This window comes from Serratia sp. OS31 (genome assembly GCF_014164835.1).
In the GTDB taxonomy this organism is placed as follows: domain Bacteria; phylum Pseudomonadota; class Gammaproteobacteria; order Enterobacterales; family Enterobacteriaceae; genus Serratia; species Serratia liquefaciens_A.
In genome coordinates, this window is record NZ_JACJFQ010000002.1 from 94,508 (window position 1) to 112,261 (window position 17,754).

Genomic DNA, 17,754 nt, shown 5'->3' on the forward strand with positions numbered 1-17,754 from the left:
AACTTTCTGTGAGCCATGTCGTCTGGACTAATAAAAACATCAGGAGATGTTATGAAGTCATCGTTATTCAGCCGTTATACCTGCCTTGTCTTGAGCATTCTGCTGACGCTGGCGTCATTGACGCTATTACCGCACCACCCTTGGTTCTGGCTGCCGACGATCGTTTTTGGTGACCTGAGCGCATTGGGGATTTACGATCTGACCCAACAACGCCACGCGATTTGCCGTAACTACCCGATCATCGGTCGGCTGCGCTTTTTCTTCGAGTTTATCCGCCCGGAAATACGCCAATATTTACTGGAAGAAGACAACGCGCAGATCCCTTTTTCGCGAACTCAACGCACGTTGGTTTACCGACGAGCCAAAAATGAGATGGGCGATAAGCCCTTCGGTACCCAGTTGGACGTTTATCAAACCGGTTATGAATGCATCGGACATTCCATGCGCCCGGTCGAGGTGTCCGATCCCACCAGCTTTCGCGTGACGATCGGCGGTCCAGGCTGCAGCCAGCCGTATTCCGCTTCTATTTTCAACATTTCCGCCATGAGTTTCGGTGCCCTGTCAGCCAACGCCATTCGCGCCCTCAATCTTGGGGCAGCAAAAGGCAATTTCTATCACGACACCGGCGAAGGCAGCATCAGCCGTTATCACCGCGAAAACGGTGGCGATCTGGTCTGGGAATTGGGCAGCGGCTACTTCGGCTGTCGCACTGCCGACGGTCATTTTGATCCGCATCGCTTCGCTGAGCAGGCCAAAAACCCGCAGGTGAGAATGATTGAAATCAAACTCAGTCAGGGGGCCAAACCCGGCCATGGCGGCATCTTGCCGGCCAAAAAAGTGGATGCGGAAATCGCCGCGACGCGCGGCGTGCCTGAAGGGGTCGACTGTATTTCTCCGGCCTCGCACAGCGCCTTCAGCACCCCAATAGAAATGATGCATTTCATCCAACAGCTGCGGGAACTGTCCGGTGGCAAACCCGTGGGCTTCAAACTCTGTATCGGCCACCCGTGGGAATTTGTCGCCATCGCCAAAGCGATGTTGCAAACCCAGATATTGCCGGACTTTATTGTAGTGGACGGCAAAGAAGGCGGGACCGGCGCAGCACCGCTCGAACTGTCCAACTATATGGGTATGCCGCTGCGCGAAGGGCTGTTGTTTGTCCACAACACCCTGGTGGGCTGCGGACTGCGCGACAAAATCAAGATTGGCGCCAGCGGTAAAATCATCAGCGCCTTCGATATCGCCAGCGTACTGGTGCTGGGTGCCGACTGGGTGAACTCAGCCCGTGGTTTTATGTTCGCCGTCGGCTGCATTCAGTCACAAAGCTGCCATACCAATCACTGCCCTACCGGGGTTGCCACCCAGGATCCGCTGCGACAGAAAGCCCTGGTGGTGCCAAACAAGGCCGAACGCGTTTATCACTTCCACCAGAATACGGTGAAAGCGCTGGCGGAAATGCTGGCGGCGGCAGGGGTCAGTCGCCCGGAGCAGCTGACTTCGCACCATATGCTGCGTCGCATCACCTCCACCGAAATCAAGGTCTACGCCGACATCTATTACTATCTGGAGCCTGGCGCGCTGTTGGAAAAAGAGATCGAAAGCGATTTTTATGCGCGCATGTGGCGCATGGCAACGCCAAACAGTTTCGATCAGGCGATCGCCCTGCCGGCTTAAGGGGTACGTTTGTACCTTGTGAGGTGAAAGACAACGGGAATGAATTGCCCCCTCGCCTCGGGGAAGGACATTGGAGAGGGGGTTGCTTGCTACAGCGGCCCTCCCCCTCAGCGGCGAGAGGGCATGTGGGTTATGGCTTACGCGCCGGGGCGTCGCCGGCCACGTAATAGTCGGCGTTACTGCGCGGCAACGGCGTGCGCTGGCGAATACGATCGGCAATCTTCTCGGCGATCATGATGGTGGTGGCGTTCAGGTTACCGGTAATGATCAGCGGCATAATGGACGCGTCCACCACCCGCAGACCTTCCATACCGTGCACTCGCCCCTGCCCATCCACCACCGCCATCTCGTCTTCGCCCATTTTGCATGAGCAGGAAGGATGGAAGGCGGTTTCGGCATGCTCACGCACAAAAGCGTCCAGCTGTTCGTCGGTCTGCACTTCTGGCCCCGGGCTTATCTCACGGCCGCGATACTCGTCCAATGCAGGCTGCGCCATGATTTCGCGCGTGATGCGAATGGCATCGCGGAACTCCTGCCAGTCCTGTTCGGTCGCCATATAGTTGAACAAGATGCTCGGATGTTGGCGCGGATCCTTCGATTTCACCTGCACCCGACCACGGCTCGGGGAGCGCATCGAGCCGACGTGTGCCTGGAAACCGTGCTCTTTCACCGCGTTGCTGCCGTTGTAGTTAATCGCCACCGGCAAGAAATGGTACTGAATGTTCGGCCAGGCGAACTCTTCGCGGCTGCGGATAAAGCCACCGGCTTCAAACTGGTTGCTGGCGCCCACGCCGGTACCGTTGAACAGCCATTCTGCGCCGATCTTTGGCTGGTTGAACCATTGCAATGCCGGGTACAGAGACACTGGTTTTTTACAGGCGTATTGCAGGTACATTTCCAGATGATCCTGCAAGTTTTCGCCCACGCCCGGCAGATCATGCACCAGATCGATGTCCAGACGGTTCAGCAGCGACGCCGGACCAACGCCGGAACGCTGCAAAATCTGCGGCGAGGCGATCGCCCCGGCACACAGCAACACTTCCCGACGCGCACGGGCGCTGGTGATTTGGTTACTCTCGCCCTGCAGGTAGTCAACGCCCACCGCGCGCTTACCTTCGAAACGGATGCGGTCGGTCAACGCGTGAGTCACAATCTTCAGGTTGGAACGGGAACGAGCCTGATCCAGATACCCGCGCGCGGTGCTGGCGCGGCGACCTTTCGGCGTGACCGTGCGATCCATCGGACCAAAGCCTTCCTGCTGGTAGCCGTTCAGGTCATCAGTACGTGGATAACCCGCCTGCACACCGGCCTCCACCATTGCGTGGAACAATTCATTATTGCCGGCTTTCGGCGTGGTCACGCTGACCGGGCCGTCACCGCCGTGAAAATCGTTCGGCCCGATATCGCGGGTTTCCGCCTTGCGGAAATACGGCAGGCAGTCCAGGTAGCTCCAGTCTTCCAACCCCGGTGCTTTTGCCCAGTTGTCGAAGTCCATGGCGTTACCGCGGATGTAGCACATGCCGTTAATCAGTGATGAGCCACCCAGCCCTTTACCCCGGCCGCACTCCATGCGGCGGTTGTTCATATGCGGCTCAGGATCGGTTTCATACGCCCAGTTGTAACGGCGGCCTTGCAGCGGGAATGCCAGCGCGGCCGGCATCTGGGTGCGAAAATCCATTCGATAATCCGGGCCGCCGGCTTCCAGCAGCAATACGCTAACGTCAGCGTCTTCGGTTAAACGGGTGGCTAAAACGTTACCGGCTGAGCCGGCACCGATAATGATGTAATCGTATTCCATACATTATCTCCTTAATATAGAGATGCCTGAATAAAGCGAATGGCTTGAATACCGCATGCTGAATATATCAATGCAGTTTTGGATGCAAAAAAGGATTATCCCCTATGGATTTCGAGTTACAGCTAGGCGGCAAGGGCGTGGAACCCCAGGAGCTTACTCAAGTAAGTGACTGGGGTCCGCGTTCGCAGCCAACAACGCTGTAGCTTGAAAGACGACGGGGATATTTAAAAGATGGAAATATATTCGCCCAGCTCGACCTGCACCGATTTGACCTGGGTGTAATGTTCCAGCGTGCTGAGGCCATTTTCACGGCCGACGCCAGACTGCTTATACCCGCCGACCGGCATTTCCGGCGCGGATTCACCCCAGGTGTTGATCCAGCAAATGCCGGCCTCCAACTGGTGGATTACCCGATGTGCCCGGGTCAGATCATTGGTCACCAACCCGGCAGCCAGGCCGAAGGTGGTGTCGTTCGCACGGCGTACCACTTCTTCTTCGCTGTGGTAAGTGAGAATGCTCATGACCGGCCCAAAGATCTCTTCGCGCACGATCTCCATCTCATCATCGCAGTCGGTAAATACCGTCGGCGCCACATAGGCCCCTTTGGCGTATTCACCCTCAGTCACACGTTCGCCGCCGCACAACAGGCGAGCACCGCTTTTCTTGCCGCTTTCGATGAAGCGTAATACCGACTCCATATGCGCGAAACTGACCAGCGGTCCAAAGTTGGTTTGTGGATCGGTAGGATCCCCCAGGCGAATGCGCTTAACGCGCTCGAGGATTTTGGCTTCGAACTCCGCCTGCAACGCTGCGGGGACAAATACCCGGGTCCCGTTGGTGCACACCTGGCCGGAGCTGTAGAAGTTGGCCATCATGGCGATATCGGCGGCGCGATCCAGGCAGGCGTCGTCAAAAATAATCAGCGGGGATTTGCCGCCGAGTTCCATGGTGACTTCTTTCAGCGTCGAACCGGAGGCATTGGCCATCACTTTCTTGCCGGTTTTCACACCGCCGGTGAAGGATACCTTGGCAATGCCCGGGTGATCGGTCAGGTACTGGCCGACTTCTGCGCCGCTGCCGGTGACCACGTTGAACACGCCGTCCGGCAAACCGGCTTCGGTGTAAATTTCCGCCAGCTTCAGCGCCGTCAGGGAGGTGACTTCACTGGGTTTGAAGATCATCGCGTTGCCTGCCGCCAGCGCCGGTGCGGATTTCCACAGGGCAATCTGGATCGGGTAGTTCCAGGCGCCAATACCGGCCACCACGCCCAGGGGCTCACGACGGGTATAAACAAAGGCGCTGTCACGCAGCGGGATCTGCTGGCCTTCGATCGCCGGGATCAGACCCGCATAATATTCCAGTACGTCGGCACCGGTAACGATATCCACCGCCGTGGTTTCCGACATGGCCTTGCCGGTATCCAGGGTTTCCAGCGCGGCCAGTTCGTCGTTGCGTTCGCGCAGAATATCCACCGCACGACGCAGAATACGAGAACGTTCCATAGCCGTCATCGCCGCCCACACTTTTTGTCCGCTGGCTGCACTGGCCACCGCACGGTTGACGTCTTCAGCGCTGGCGGACAGGATCTCGGCAACCACTTCGCCGTTCGCCGGGTTCACCGCGTTGAAAGTTTTTCCATCGGTACTGTCTACATAGGCACCATTAATATAGAGCTTCTGTAAGCCAAAACGGGACATAGGTTCTCCTTGGGTTGTCCTCAGGGTGGCGTTTGCCCCCGGAGTTGAAACGTAATGTATTCGGTCGTGAGCGCGATCGCCTGCGCCTGGTTGAACGCCGCACCGCGCAACGCGCTGCGCAGCCACAGGCCGTCAATCAGTGCCGCCAATCCTTTGGCTGCCAGTCGTGCCTGCGCCTTCGGCAGCTGGCGGCTAAATTCGGCACACAGGTTGGAATACAGCCGACGGCCGTTCACCTGTTGCAGCCGATTAAGCTGCGGCTGGTGCAAGCTGCTGGCCCAAAACGCCAGCCAGGTTTTCATCGCCGCACTGTTGATCTGGCTGTCGTCGAAGTTACCGGCGACGATCGCCTGCAGCCGTGATGCCGGGCTCTGGTCGCTCAACGCCTGTAGCCGCAGCTTCACCGCCTCGCCCAGATGGCTAATCAGATAGCGCATAGTGGCTTCCAGCAGGCCGTTCTTGTCCTTGAAATAATGGCTGATGATGCCGTTGGAAACCCCGGCCCGCCGCGCTATCTGCGCGATGGTGGCGTCATGCATTCCCACTTCATTCACCGCGGCCAGCGTGGCATCTATCAACTGCTGCCTTCTGATTGGCTGCATTCCTACCTTTGGCATAATTCGACTCTCACAAAACCGACCTCGGCCTCGTCTCAGCGGTGTGATTTCATGGCCTTTTCACCTGCTGAACTTGGTCTTCATGCTCACTATTAAACTTTTTTTTGATTGAACGTTCAATAAAAATTGCATATATTTTATTACCGCTTGGTTACAAATATGTACTTTTCGGTTGTGGAACTGGCTGATTTTTGTGAGGTATTTAACGAATCTGACCAAAATCAGTGTCTGTAAGCGGTTCCCACCACGAAACGATTTTCCGTTTCGTTAACAAGCAAAGCGGCAATCTTTGGCAAGCAGAACAGCGATTGCCGCGGCTTTATATCCGCACTTTTCCGGGCGGCGCCGATGCGTCCGTTCAGGCTGGTGTGTGGGCACGATTTTACTCAGTTGTTAAAAAAACAGAGGAAGACGATGACAACACGCGAAACCTCCTCAAAACCACAACAGGATGGCCTTAATCCGGTGGTTTTCTTTACCTCAGCGGGGCTGATCCTGGCCTTCTCGTTGATGACCATCTTTTTTACCGATTTCTCCGGGCGATGGATCACCCGCACCCTGAATTGGGTTTCAACCACCTTCGGCTGGTATTACCTGCTGGCCGCAACCCTGTACATCGTATTTGTGGTGTTTATCGCCGCTTCGCGCTTCGGTTCGATCAAGCTCGGGCCAGAACAGTCGAAACCCGAATTCAGCCTGATGAGTTGGGCAGCGATGCTGTTCGCCGCCGGCATCGGCATCGATCTGATGTTCTTCTCGGTCGCCGAACCGGTGACGCAATATATGATGCCACCGGAAGGCCAGGGCCAGACGATGGAAGCCGCCCGCCAGGCCATGGTGTGGACGCTGTTCCACTACGGGCTGACCGGCTGGTCGATGTATGCGCTGATGGGCATCGCCCTCGGCTACTTCAGCTACCGCTATAACCTGCCGTTGACCATCCGTTCGGCGCTCTACCCGATTTTTGGCAAACGCATCAACGGCCCGATCGGCCACAGCGTAGACATTGCGGCCGTGCTGGGCACCATCTTCGGCATCGCCACCACGCTGGGTATTGGCGTGGTGCAGTTAAACTACGGGCTGAAAGTGCTGTTCCACATTCCGGAAAACCTGACGGTTCAGGCCGCGCTGATCCTGCTTTCGGTGATCATGGCGACCATTTCGGTGACTTCGGGCGTTAACAAAGGCATCCGCATTCTGTCGGAGCTCAACGTACTGTTGGCGTTGGGGCTGATCATGTTCGTGCTGTTCTTCGGCGATACCGAATTCCTGCTCAATGCGCTGGTGCTCAACGTTGGCGACTACGTTAACCGCTTTATGGGGATGACCCTTAACAGCTTCGCCTTCGACCGGCCGGTGGAGTGGATGAACAACTGGACCCTGTTCTTCTGGGCCTGGTGGGTAGCCTGGGCACCTTTTGTCGGTCTGTTCCTGGCGCGCATTTCGCGTGGGCGCACCATCCGTCAGTTTGTGGTCGGTACGCTGATTATTCCTTTCGTGTTCACCCTGCTGTGGCTGTCGATTTTCGGCAACAGCGCGCTTTACCAGATCATTCACGGCAATGCCGCTTTCGCGCAGGAAGTGATGCAGTATCCGGAACGTGGCTTCTACAGCCTGCTGGCACAGTATCCGGGCTTCACCTTCAGCGCCTCGGTGGCGACCATCACCGGCCTGCTGTTCTACGTTACGTCGGCAGACTCCGGTTCTCTGGTGCTGGGTAACTTCACCTCGCGTCTGAGCGACATCAACAACGATGCGCCCAACTGGCTGCGAATTTTCTGGTCGATAACCATTGGCCTGCTGACCATCGGCATGCTGATGACCGACGGCGTGCCCGCGCTGCAAAAAACCACGGTGATCATGGGCCTGCCATTCAGCTTTGTGATCTTCTTCGTGATGGCCGGCCTGTATAAATCGCTGCGGGTAGAGGATTACCGCAAGGCCAGCGCGCTGAACACCAGCGCGCCAATGCCGGTGTCCAGCAATGACGTGCTCAACTGGAAACAGCGGCTGTCGCGGGTGATGAATTACCCTGGTACTCAATACACGCAGAAAATGTTGGATACCCGTTGCCGACCGGCGATGCAAGAAGTGGCGCGTGAGCTGGAACTGCGCGGTGCCAAAGTTGAATTCAGTGAGGTGCCACCGACCGAAGATGAGCGCTTGAGCCATCTGGAACTGCTGGTGCATCTGGGCGAAGAGCAGAACTTCATCTACCAGATCTGGCCACAGCGTTATTCGGTGCCGGGCTTTACCTATCGCGCCCGCTCCGGCAAGTCGCATTACTACCGGTTGGAAACCTTCCTGATGGAAGGCACCCAGGGCAATGACCTGATGGATTACAGCAAAGAGCAGGTGATCGGCGATATTCTCGATCAGTATGAGAAACACCTGAACTTTGTGCATATCCACCGTGAGGCGCCGGGCAATACCCTGACCTTCCCGGATATGTGATCCGTCCAACACGGACAAAGGGCGCAGTTTAAAAACTGCGCCCTTTTTTACGACATATCGTCAGGCAAGTCGGCTTTTAGCAGCAGTATCGACCCCGCCAATAGCACCAGATCCTTTAGCAGAAAGCTGGTGGCTCCGCCCATCGCCGGAAAGCCACCGGCCGAAGCTTCCCAGGCACCCGGCGTAGAGAAGATCAGCGTCAGGGTCGTCAGATAAGTCAGCGTCGATCCCACCGCCCCCAATAGCCCCAAACGTCGCGACCAAAAACCGGCCAGCAGCAAAAGACCAAAGCTCCACTCGGCAGCTCCTAACGCATAACTGGCACCGCGAATGCCAAACACATCGTGCATCCAGGCCAGCAGCGGGCTATTACCAATCAGAGGCACCAGCCCCTGCGCTTCATAATCAAACCACTTGGCATAGCCGAAAGCGGCGAAGATCACCACCAGCGCCAGCCGCATAAAGGCCACGTCCCAGTTCGAGCGCTTAAAGCGCTGCAGCCACATTGTCTGAACCATCGTCCCTCCCGTTGTGCTGCCCGCAGCCGGGATTAAACCAGCGGCCATCCGGCTGCGGGGCGCGGTGGCTTACTGCCCCATAGCGTCTTTTTTCATTGCGTCTTTACCCATACCGTCTTTCTTCATGCCGTCATGCTTCATGGCATCTTTACCCATGCTGTCTTTCTTCATGCCGTCGTGTTTCATGGCATCTTTGCCCATGCCGTCCTTCTTCATGCAATCCTTGCCCATGCACTCTTTTTTCATGCCGTCTTTGGCCATACCCTCGTGCGACATCTGGCTCATGCCGTCTTTTTTCATCGCGTCTTTGCCCATGGTGTCGGCGGCGCTGGCACCGAGGGAACCTAACATCAACGCGCTACACATCATTACTGCGAATAACTTTTTCATGGTATTTCCTTTTCTCATTTAAAAAGCACCAGTGTGCCGGGGACGGTTGCGGTAGCCGTTAGCTGCCGCCAAACCAGTTGTAACCTTGATCTTCCCAGTAGCCGCCGGGAAAGCGGTTGGTGACCTCTATGACCTGAATATGTTTCGGGTTCTTGTAACCGAGCTTGGTTGGCATGCGCAGCTTCATCGGATAGCCGTATTTACGCGGCAGGATCTTGCCATCGTAAGTCAGCGCCATAATGGTTTGCGGATGCAGCGCCGTGGCCATGTCGATGCTGGTGTAGTAATCGTCGGCACATTTGAAGCTGACATAGCTGGCGCTCAGGTCCGCGCCGATCGCCTGCAAAAATTGCGCAAAGGGTACGCCGCCCCACTTCCCGATGGCACTCCAGCCTTCAACACAGATATGGCGCGTCACCTGGCTGATTTGCGTCATGCTGTGCAATTGCGGCAAGGTCCAGGGTTGCTTATTCAGCACCAGGCCACTGACCTCCAGCCGATAGTCCTCGCCATTGATATCCGGCGCTTCTTCTTCGGCGTAAAACGCGTTGAACGGGAACGGACGCGTAATCTGCGACTCGGCATACACAGGTGCCAAATGGTCGGCGTTAAATAGCCACCCTTGTACCCGGTCGTTAAAGCGCGAAATACGGCTCAGCGCCTGTTCCACATGGGTGTTGTCGCTGAGATCGCAGCCGGTGAGCATCGCAATGCCACCGAGCGTCAACCCGTTACGCAGAAAACGGCGGCGTGAAGAGGAGGCCAATTGGCGCGCCAGCAACTGCTGTGCTTCCCTGACGATTTCTCGGCCTTCACTCAGGCTGATAGCGGGTTTATCTTTTTTCATCAGGTTCTCCTTAACGTCCGCGCAGCATGGCCAGCAGCGTGCGTGGTACCAGCGCCACCATGACCAGGTGCACCACTACAAACCCCACCAGCGCCGACATGGCGTAAAAGTGGATATAACGTGCCGCTTCATAGCCGCCGAGCAATTCGCGCAGCAGCGGAAATTGCACCGACTTCCACAACACCAGGCCAGACATCACCATCACTACGCCTGCTACCATCACAAACAGATAGGCTGCTCGCTGCACCATGTTGTAATGACGCAAATCGCTATGACCGAGTTTGCCTCGCAGCGCCGCCAGCAAATCACCCAACAAGGCTTTCGGGCTCAGCGGCCAGAATTTGCGTTTCAGACGACCGCTGAACAGATTGATCAGCAAATAGCACAGCCCGTTGAGCCCAAACAGCCACATGCCGGCGAAGTGCCATTGGAGCGCCCCACCCAACCAACCGCCCAGCGTCAGCTCATTGATAAAACTGAAGTTGAACAACGGTGAAGCGTTGTAGATACGCCAACCGCTGGTGACCATAATCAGCATCGCCAACGCATTCAGCCAGTGCGTCAGGCGTAGCCACAGCGGGTGAATCAGCGCAGGTTTCTCCGGCGTAATGGACATGGTCATGGTGTCTCTCCTGACGGTGGCGGTTTCGATGGGCTGAGTATCCGTCCGATTTGTTCCCCAAGACCTCACGCAAAGTTAAATAAAATGTGATAACTCCGGCTCCGGCGGTTGTGTAGACTTCACTAAGGACTGGCAATCAGCGGTGAGAGAATGGAAAAGCCAAAGAAAATTTTAATCGTCGAGGATGACGGCAATATCGCGGAGCTGCTGCAGTTACATCTGCGCGACGAGGGTTATGACATCAGCCATGCCGCCGATGGCAATCTGGGTATGGCGATGCTGGAACAGGGTGGCTGGGACGCGCTGATCCTCGATTTGATGCTGCCGGGGATCGATGGGCTGGAGATCTGCCGCCGCGCGCGCAACATGACGCGCTACACGCCGATCATCATCACCAGCGCGCGATCCAGTGAAGTACATCGCGTGCTGGGGCTGGAACTCGGTGCCGACGACTACCTCGCCAAACCCTTTTCGATGCTGGAACTGGTGGCCCGGGTTAAAGCGCTGTTTCGCCGCCAGGAAGCCATGAGCCGCAACCTGAGGATGGACGCCGGCACGCTGAGTTTTGACGGGCTGACCATCGACCCGATTGCGCGTGAAGTGCTGTTGAATCATCAAGCCATCGACCTGACGCCGCGTGAATTCGACCTGCTGTATTTTTTTGCCAAACACCCTGGCAAGGTCTTTTCCCGCTTGAGCCTGCTCAACCAGGTGTGGGGATATCAGCACGAAGGTTATGAGCACACCGTGAATACGCACATCAACCGGCTGCGCATCAAGATTGAAACCAACCCGGCGGAACCCGAGCGCATCCTCACCGTGTGGGGTATGGGCTACAAATTCGCGGCAGCGCCGCAAGAGTGAACCATGAAAAATCTTACGTTAACGCAACGTCTGACCCTGATCTTCGCACTGCTGATGGTGGTCAGCTGTGCCATATCCGGCTGGATGCAGGTGCGCAGCAGTACCCAGTACAGCCAGGCGGTGATCCAGCGGCTGTCCGGTAATCTGGCGCAGCACATTGCCGACAGTAACCCGCTGTTGGGGCAAAATGGGCTGAACGCCCCCTCGGTTCACAGCCTGTTCGATCAGCTGATGGCGGTAAACCCCAGCGTTGAGGTCTACCTGCTCGACAAACAGGGCAACATCATTGGCAACGCCGCGCCGGTCGGTCATCTGAAACGCCAGAAAGTGGATCTGCTGCCGTTGCAGGCCTTGCTCGATGGGGCCAGCATGCCGGTTTACGGCGATGATCCGCGCAACCTGAGTGCCAGGAAAGTGTTCAGCGCTGCACCGCTGAAGGTCAATGGCCAGGTTGAAGGCTATCTGTACGTGGTACTGCTGGGCGAAGATTACGACGCGCTGGCCAGCAACGCGCTGTTTAGCTCTGCGGTTTCCATGGCGCTATGGTCATCGGGCCTGATGGTGCTGTTCAGCCTGTTGGCCGGCGGATTCGCTTTCTATTGGGTCACCCGGCCTATCCGTCGCCTTACGCGCCAGGTCAGTGAACTGAACAGCGGCGGTATCGCAGCGGTTCAGGCCTATGCCGCGCTGCCGGTCAACGCCGCCGGGCGCGACGAGGTCAGCCGGCTGCAGCAAGCCTTCAACAGCATGGCGCAACGCATCGCCATACAGTGGCAGTCGCTTTCGCAGCAGGACCAACAGCGCCGCGAGTTTATCGCCAATATTTCGCACGACCTGCGTACCCCGCTGACTTCGCTGCACGGCTATCTGGAAACGCTTTCGGTAAAATCCGCCAGCCTGAGTGAAAACGATCGCCAACGCTATCTGGAGATCGCGCTGGCGCAGAGCCGCAAGGTCGGCCGGCTGGCGCAGGAGCTGTTCGAACTGGCGCGGCTGGAGTATGGCGTGGTGAAACCGCAGAAAGAGCCATTCTCGCTCAGCGAGCTGGTGCAGGATGTGTTCCAGAAGTTCGAGCTGGCGGCTGAGGCTCGTCAGCAACGGCTGCTGGCCGATATCGCGCCGGGCATCCCATTGGTGTTCGCCGATGTCAGCATGATTGAACGCGTGTTGACCAACCTGCTGGACAACGCTATTCGTCACACGCCACAGGGGGGCGAGATTGAAGTGCGCCTGTGGCAGCAGGCGGGCAAGGTGCTGGTTCAGCTTAACGACAGTGGCCCCGGTATCCCGCAGGAGCTGCGCGCAGATCTGTTCGTTCGGCCTTCGATTCTGAGCAGCGCGCGCCGCCATGCCAGCGGACTGGGATTGATGATCGTGCGGCGCATTTTGCTGTTGCACGACAGCGATATCCAACTGGTTGAGCGGCCGCAAAGCGGCGCCTGTTTCCGCTTCTCAATCCCGCTGCGCTAGCGCGTTATTACTCGTTTAGGCAGCTTTTATCGATGCTGATAAATTTGTCGTTATAGATGATAAATTTCTGACCTTTCAGGCGAATGCCGGCATGGGTCAGCGTATCGCCAGGGCGCAGGTACTCGGTTATTCCCTGTTCGTCGGTGCTGTCGCAGCCGGGCTTTAGCAGGAACTTAAAGTAGGTATTGCCGGTATTGGTGAGGGTGCCGCGCTGCGTATCGAGCCGATAGGCAAAATTGATCTGACGCGGCCGCACTACCAAAATAGTGTCCATCACCACGATCGGCTCCAGCGTCACGCCAGTCGCCTTTTGCCCTGCAGGATCGAATAAACGGGTCGGGATTTCTCGGAATGACACCCGGTAATAGCGCTCACGGTTATCCTGTGGCCCGCGGTAAAAGAACTTGTAATACTCGCCCTGCCCCGCCTGCAGCTGGAGCTGACGAGGGGCAAACAGCAGCTCGCCATCGGCCGGTTTGCTCCGGGTTTCGCTTTCTCCCGGTCGGTCAATGGCACGCAGCGTCACCTGATAAATACGCGCGCTGCGGTTATTGTTCAGTACGCGCTTGGCGGTGAACGATTGGTCCTGATCCATCGCAAACGTCAGGGTGCCGACGTTAATCGCAGTAGCGTGAAACGGCAGGCACAGCAGCCAGAACAGCAAGCTTCTCACGGCCCTTCCCCTAGTTGATATTGCGCCAGGTGGCTTCAACGTGGATCTCCCCGGCGGCGCTGACGTCACCGTACCAACCTGAACCGTCCACCGTTTTCAGCGAGATCGGGTTATTCATCGGAATACTGAATGTCACCCGGGTTTTGTTTAATACCCCTACCTCACCGGAAATGTCGTTCCACGGCGTACTGCTCCATAACGCATTGGTCATGTCATGCCACTGCCCGTCGCAGCCGGCGTCATAGCTCTGCTGACCGTTGGTGCTGGTGGTCACGCTGAGCGTGGCCGGAAAAGGCACCCTGGTGATGTTATCCGCCGAGGAGAACAGGCAATAGTTAATCCCGTTGATCGCCTGTGTCGGGCCCGTCGCCATCACCCTTACCTCATCGGCAGCGGTTTTGCCGCTGGTGGTGACGATATAGCCAAACTCCAACGGCGGTTCCGCCGGCCCGACGTAGCCTTCACGATGAGGGGTATTGTCATAATCGTCAGAAATGATGCTGATACTGAAATCACGTGGTTTGATAATCAGCTGATTGGAGGTGGAAAACTCATACCAGCCGGACTCCGGCGAAGTGGTGTTCTGGAAACGGAAGTTAATCAGGTCGCGAGTGCCACTGTCGGAGATCCCCAGTTTCACCATCTGCTTAAAGAAGTTACTGGCGAAAAAGACGTAGATGACGTTGCTGCTTTTCAGCTCGTTAAAGGTGTAATAGCTGCCGGTACCCGAGGTGTTTTTCCAGCTGTTGCCGTTCAGGCTGAACTGCAGGTCGGCGGCGTTCACCGCCGAGGACAGCGCCGCATGGTTAATGGCCGGAAACACGTGGATCGAGGTATTGCTGACGCTGCCGTCGGTCTGCAGATCGTAGCTGACCATTTTGCACATGATGCCGGAGCGCGCGCCTATAGTCTGGTTCTTGCAGTCGGCATTGCCCTCGCCGATGATCGGTACCCCGTCACTGTTCACAAACACTTCAGACACCGCGTTGGTATTAATAAAACGCAGATGGGCAGCCTTGCTGTGGGTGACGGTGCGCTTGTACCAGTTGCCGCTGGCCTGGTTCTGGCACCGCCCCCCAGCGCCGGCATCATAAGTGGCCGAAGTCTGGCAGCTGTTAATCTGCATGCTGAATGCATCGCCGGGGGCCATCTGTTGCAAGTATTGGTAGAAGCTCGGCGACATCATGCCGTGCATCCATTTGGCGCCGCCCGGCGTCACCACCGCGCCATAAAAACCCTTTTCATCGGTGCTTTGCGGCAGGATCAGGCTGGTGTCCATATTACAGCCCGCATACCAGTTAATGCAGCGCAGGCCGAGGAACGGATTCTTGATTGGCGCATTCTCCAGCCACATGTCAAAGCGGTTGTTCGCCGACAGGCCGGTGTTGTAGCCATTGTCCACATAACCGAGGCTTTGCTGATAGATGGTGCCGGAGCCGCCGTATTTCAGCCCGGTCCACTTGTTGGCGCCGGTCATGCGCGGATCCAGCACGCCGGATGGGGTGACGAAAAAATTGTCGTCCGCGTTATTTTCAACGAACACGAACTTCACCGTCGCGGCATTCGGCCAGTTGGTGACGGTAACCGCCGCGTGTAACGGCAACGCCATCCACAGCATGAGCAGCAGCGCAATATTAGCCTTCATTGATCGTTTCTCCCGCCTGCAGATTGCCGGCATAGGTTTTCAGCCCGGTACAGACCACGTCCCCCACCCACACGGCGCCCTGCGCCTTGCTCAGATCCAAATCCACTTCACAGCTCTGGTTGCCGCTGTGGGTAAAGTCGATAACCGGGAATTTCTTATCGACGTCCATAATGAATTCGCCTTTATCATCGGTGCGGGTGCGGCCGATATGGTTTTTGATGTAGGCATTGGCCAGCAGGGTGCCGTCTTCAGCCTTGATGCGACCGAATACCGTCACCATCTGTTTGATTTCAGGGGTGATCACCGCCACGTTACCCGGATACAGCGTCAGTTTGCTCTTGCGTTTGGTGACAATGTCGAAGCTTTCCGCCGAGTTTTTATTATTCATCAACTCCACTTCGTACTGACCGTACGGCGACAGCGGCACATAGTTTTTATTGCCGGTCAGCTTCACCGTCCGGCCGTCGACCCGGGCGGTCAGCATGCCGTCGTTTTCAATACCGGTATTAAAAATGATGCCCGCATTGCCCTCGTTTCTGCCGCTGACCGCAATATCGCGCCCCTGCCAACCCACGCTGCCGCTGGCGGACAGGCTTGAATTGACATAACCGTCGGCGGAGCTGCTGACGTTGATCGTACCGACGGAATACTTGGTATCAAAGCGCGCATAGGCACCGCCGTTAACGCTGTTGTCTCCATGGGTATCACCGGAGATCGCCCGCGACAGGTTGGCACCGAGTGTGCGGATCGGGCCGTTTTGAATGTCCTTGCGTGCCGCCAGATTCGCGGTGGTATAGCCGTTCTGGTTAGAGACACCGGCGCTCAGCCAGTTGCCCATCGGCAAAGAGAAATCGAGCGCAATATATTTGCCGGTATTCGAACTGTAGCCGCCGTTGTTGTAGCGCTGTACGCCGGCGCGTACGCCAAGCGTGCCAAAGCGGCCGGTAAACACATTTTGGTAGTAATCGGCGTTGTAGTAATGGCTGTTGTTCTTTTTATCGTCGTTGTAACTGAGGCTCAGGCTTCCCAGCGGCGACCACAGGGCGCCAAAGTTCATCGTTCCGCCGATGGCGCGGTTATGCGCATCGTTTTGCAACAGCCTGTCGCCAATCACCGTTTTTTCCTGATTGACCCACAGGCTGCTGAAACCACCGGGCAGTGCGGCACTGACGCTGTTGACCAGGCTCCAGGAGCTGTCGGATGCGGCCATGTTCTGCACATTAAACTGAATCGACTCGGTGAGCGGCACGCTGATACGACTCTCACCGACGGCGTTGCTGTCAAACGAGTAGCCGGACAGCGCCCAGTTGAGGTTTTGCGCATTGCCGGTGGCCGATACGCCAAGCAGATAAGAATCTTTTGCCGGTCGCTGACGTTGGTCATCGCCGCGCCAATCGTCCATTCGGATCATTCCCCCCCAAAACTGCCAGGCCAGCGGCGCATTGGCACCACGATTGGGGCTAAACAATTTATTGACCCGTTGCATGCGTTTATCCACCACCCTGCCGTTGACCACCACTTCGACTTCGACATCATAAATGCCGTAAGGCAAGTTACCGGTATCCACTTCATGGTTGCCCATGGCAAAGTTCTGTACGCTGAGCAGCCGCCCCTCGCGCGACAAATGCACTTCCCCCGCAGAAGGGAAGAACGCCACGATAGGCGTCAGCGACTGGCTGTTATCGAAGACGGTAGAGTTGGCACGGTTGCCGTAGGACAGACCGTAGATCTTGCTGGAGTTGATGGTAGTGACCGGCCCCAGCGACTGCAGGTTCCAGCTGTCGAGCATGCCGGCGGCAAAGCGGCGACCGGCAAAATCGCGCTCGTACATCGCCTTGTACAGCGTAGCATTCTCGTCGCCGCTGCCGATGCCATAAACCGAGCCGTTCACTTCCACATGGTGCTCACGCAGCGCGGTAACGCTGTTGAGCGACAGGTAGCTGGAGGTATTGCCCTCGCTGGCCCGGGTGCGGTTATCGTAAACGCCGAGGTTGTAATCCAGCGTGCTGCTGAGAGCATTGACGCTCGAAGCGCCGATGTCGCTGGAACGTGCACGCAACAGGGTTCCCATCGCGCTCTCTTTTACCACCAGCTGCAAATTAAGCTGACGGAAATCCAATGCCAACCAGGCGTCCGGCGTCAGGGCAATACGTTGCTGCCGATCAAAAGCGACTTCCTGCAACGCCTGTAGCTGCGTCACGGTTTCCGCGGTCAGCGGCGTACCTTCGTCGCCGTCTTCCAGCGTAATCTGACGGATTTTCAGTTGGTCGTTATCCAGGTACAAGAAAGCGTGACCGATACGACGATCGTCTTTTACACCGCTATTTTTCTCGAAGTGCAACAACAGTGGGATGCTCATGCCTTCGCGCAACGCCAGACTGAAGGTCTGCGGGATCAGCACGCCATCAATTTGGGTCAGCCCGGCAGCCATTGTCGTCTGACCAGGCAGCATCACGGCAGGAAGTACGATCGCGCCAGCGGCAAA

General features: G+C 56.9%; 14 protein-coding genes. 4 read left to right on the forward strand and 10 right to left on the reverse strand.

The window, feature by feature from the left end:
* Positions 1-51: 51 nt before the first annotated feature.
* On the forward strand, positions 52-1,674 hold the full coding sequence (locus tag H5P17_RS02735; RefSeq protein WP_182821098.1) for an FMN-binding glutamate synthase family protein: 1,623 nt from the start codon (positions 52-54) through the stop codon (positions 1,672-1,674).
* Positions 1,675-1,804: 130 nt separating this feature from the next.
* Here H5P17_RS02735 and betA read toward each other — a convergent pair whose 3' ends face one another.
* From betA to betI, 3 genes are all read right to left on the reverse strand, one after another.
* Positions 1,805-3,472 (reverse strand): choline dehydrogenase, encoded by a 1,668-nt coding sequence (gene betA, locus H5P17_RS02740; protein ID WP_182821100.1) that lies wholly within the window; start codon positions 3,470-3,472, stop codon positions 1,805-1,807.
* Positions 3,473-3,696: 224 nt separating this feature from the next.
* Complete coding sequence (gene betB / locus H5P17_RS02745; RefSeq protein WP_182821102.1) at positions 3,697-5,169, reverse strand: betaine-aldehyde dehydrogenase; 1,473 nt, start codon at positions 5,167-5,169, stop codon at positions 3,697-3,699.
* A gap of 20 nt (positions 5,170-5,189) precedes the next feature.
* Complete coding sequence (gene betI, locus H5P17_RS02750; protein ID WP_044549259.1) at positions 5,190-5,786, reverse strand: transcriptional regulator BetI; 597 nt, start codon at positions 5,784-5,786, stop codon at positions 5,190-5,192.
* A gap of 414 nt (positions 5,787-6,200) precedes the next feature.
* Between betI and H5P17_RS02755 the strand changes: the two genes are divergently transcribed.
* Positions 6,201-8,240, forward strand: a complete 2,040-nt coding sequence (locus tag H5P17_RS02755) for a choline transporter (RefSeq protein WP_182821103.1) — start codon at positions 6,201-6,203, stop codon at positions 8,238-8,240.
* Positions 8,241-8,287: 47 nt separating this feature from the next.
* On the opposite strand, the gene H5P17_RS02760 is transcribed toward H5P17_RS02755, so the two are convergent.
* The 4 genes from H5P17_RS02760 to H5P17_RS02775 all read right to left on the reverse strand — a co-directional run bounded on the left by H5P17_RS02760 (position 8,288) and on the right by H5P17_RS02775 (position 10,617).
* Entirely contained in the window at positions 8,288-8,758 is a 471-nt protein-coding gene (locus tag H5P17_RS02760) for a YkgB family protein (RefSeq protein ID WP_182821105.1), read from the reverse strand.
* A gap of 69 nt (positions 8,759-8,827) precedes the next feature.
* Positions 8,828-9,148, reverse strand: coding sequence for a pentapeptide MXKDX repeat protein (locus H5P17_RS02765; protein WP_182821107.1), 321 nt, complete (start codon positions 9,146-9,148; stop codon positions 8,828-8,830).
* Positions 9,149-9,206: 58 nt separating this feature from the next.
* The gene (locus H5P17_RS02770) at positions 9,207-9,995 is read right to left on the reverse strand and encodes a molybdopterin-dependent oxidoreductase (RefSeq protein ID WP_182821109.1); all 789 of its coding nucleotides are present in this window, start codon (positions 9,993-9,995) and stop codon (positions 9,207-9,209) included.
* A gap of 10 nt (positions 9,996-10,005) precedes the next feature.
* On the reverse strand, positions 10,006-10,617 hold the full coding sequence (locus H5P17_RS02775; RefSeq protein WP_182821111.1) for a cytochrome b/b6 domain-containing protein: 612 nt from the start codon (positions 10,615-10,617) through the stop codon (positions 10,006-10,008).
* A 150-nt stretch (positions 10,618-10,767) separates the two neighbouring features.
* Here H5P17_RS02775 and H5P17_RS02780 point away from each other — a divergent pair, with 150 nt between their 5' ends.
* Positions 10,768-11,481 carry a response regulator transcription factor gene (locus H5P17_RS02780; RefSeq protein ID WP_044549251.1) on the forward strand — a complete coding sequence of 238 codons (714 nt, stop codon included), beginning with the start codon at positions 10,768-10,770 and terminating at the stop codon, positions 11,479-11,481.
* Between the two features lie 3 nt (positions 11,482-11,484).
* Positions 11,485-12,951, forward strand: a complete 1,467-nt coding sequence (locus H5P17_RS02785; RefSeq protein WP_182821113.1) for a HAMP domain-containing sensor histidine kinase — start codon at positions 11,485-11,487, stop codon at positions 12,949-12,951.
* 7 nt (positions 12,952-12,958) lie between these two features.
* Here H5P17_RS02785 and H5P17_RS02790 read toward each other — a convergent pair whose 3' ends face one another.
* From H5P17_RS02790 to H5P17_RS02800, 3 genes are read right to left on the reverse strand one after another with little or no spacing between them, the layout of a single operon-like run.
* Complete coding sequence (locus tag H5P17_RS02790) at positions 12,959-13,624, reverse strand: fimbria/pilus periplasmic chaperone (protein ID WP_182821115.1); 666 nt, start codon at positions 13,622-13,624, stop codon at positions 12,959-12,961.
* A 10-nt stretch (positions 13,625-13,634) separates the two neighbouring features.
* Positions 13,635-15,269, reverse strand: a complete 1,635-nt coding sequence (locus tag H5P17_RS02795) for a hypothetical protein (RefSeq protein WP_182821116.1) — start codon at positions 15,267-15,269, stop codon at positions 13,635-13,637.
* Complete coding sequence (locus tag H5P17_RS02800) at positions 15,259-17,721, reverse strand: CS1-pili formation C-terminal domain-containing protein (protein ID WP_255477854.1); 2,463 nt, start codon at positions 17,719-17,721, stop codon at positions 15,259-15,261. Before H5P17_RS02800 ends, H5P17_RS02795 begins: the two co-directional genes overlap by 11 nt.
* Between the last annotated feature and the right edge of the window lie 33 nt (positions 17,722-17,754).

What these genes read in the sequence shown, in the direction of transcription:
- H5P17_RS02795 (WP_182821116.1), bottom strand. Translation starts at nt 15,269, where the DNA reads ATGAAGGCTAATATTGCGCTGCTGCTCATGCTGTGGATGGCGTTGCCG.
- H5P17_RS02800 (WP_255477854.1), bottom strand. Translation starts at nt 17,721, where the DNA reads ATGCTGCCTGGTCAGACGACAATGGCTGCCGGGCTGACCCAAATTGAT.
- H5P17_RS02775 (WP_182821111.1), bottom strand. Translation starts at nt 10,617, where the DNA reads ATGACCATGTCCATTACGCCGGAGAAACCTGCGCTGATTCACCCGCTG.
- H5P17_RS02785 (WP_182821113.1), top strand. Translation starts at nt 11,485, where the DNA reads ATGAAAAATCTTACGTTAACGCAACGTCTGACCCTGATCTTCGCACTG.
- H5P17_RS02755 (WP_182821103.1), top strand. Translation starts at nt 6,201, where the DNA reads ATGACAACACGCGAAACCTCCTCAAAACCACAACAGGATGGCCTTAAT.
- H5P17_RS02770 (WP_182821109.1), bottom strand. Translation starts at nt 9,995, where the DNA reads ATGAAAAAAGATAAACCCGCTATCAGCCTGAGTGAAGGCCGAGAAATC.
- H5P17_RS02735 (WP_182821098.1), top strand. Translation starts at nt 52, where the DNA reads ATGAAGTCATCGTTATTCAGCCGTTATACCTGCCTTGTCTTGAGCATT.
- betA (WP_182821100.1), bottom strand. Translation starts at nt 3,472, where the DNA reads ATGGAATACGATTACATCATTATCGGTGCCGGCTCAGCCGGTAACGTT.
- betB (WP_182821102.1), bottom strand. Translation starts at nt 5,169, where the DNA reads ATGTCCCGTTTTGGCTTACAGAAGCTCTATATTAATGGTGCCTATGTA.
- H5P17_RS02780 (WP_044549251.1), top strand. Translation starts at nt 10,768, where the DNA reads ATGGAAAAGCCAAAGAAAATTTTAATCGTCGAGGATGACGGCAATATC.
- betI (WP_044549259.1), bottom strand. Translation starts at nt 5,786, where the DNA reads ATGCCAAAGGTAGGAATGCAGCCAATCAGAAGGCAGCAGTTGATAGAT.
- H5P17_RS02765 (WP_182821107.1), bottom strand. Translation starts at nt 9,148, where the DNA reads ATGAAAAAGTTATTCGCAGTAATGATGTGTAGCGCGTTGATGTTAGGT.
- H5P17_RS02760 (WP_182821105.1), bottom strand. Translation starts at nt 8,758, where the DNA reads ATGGTTCAGACAATGTGGCTGCAGCGCTTTAAGCGCTCGAACTGGGAC.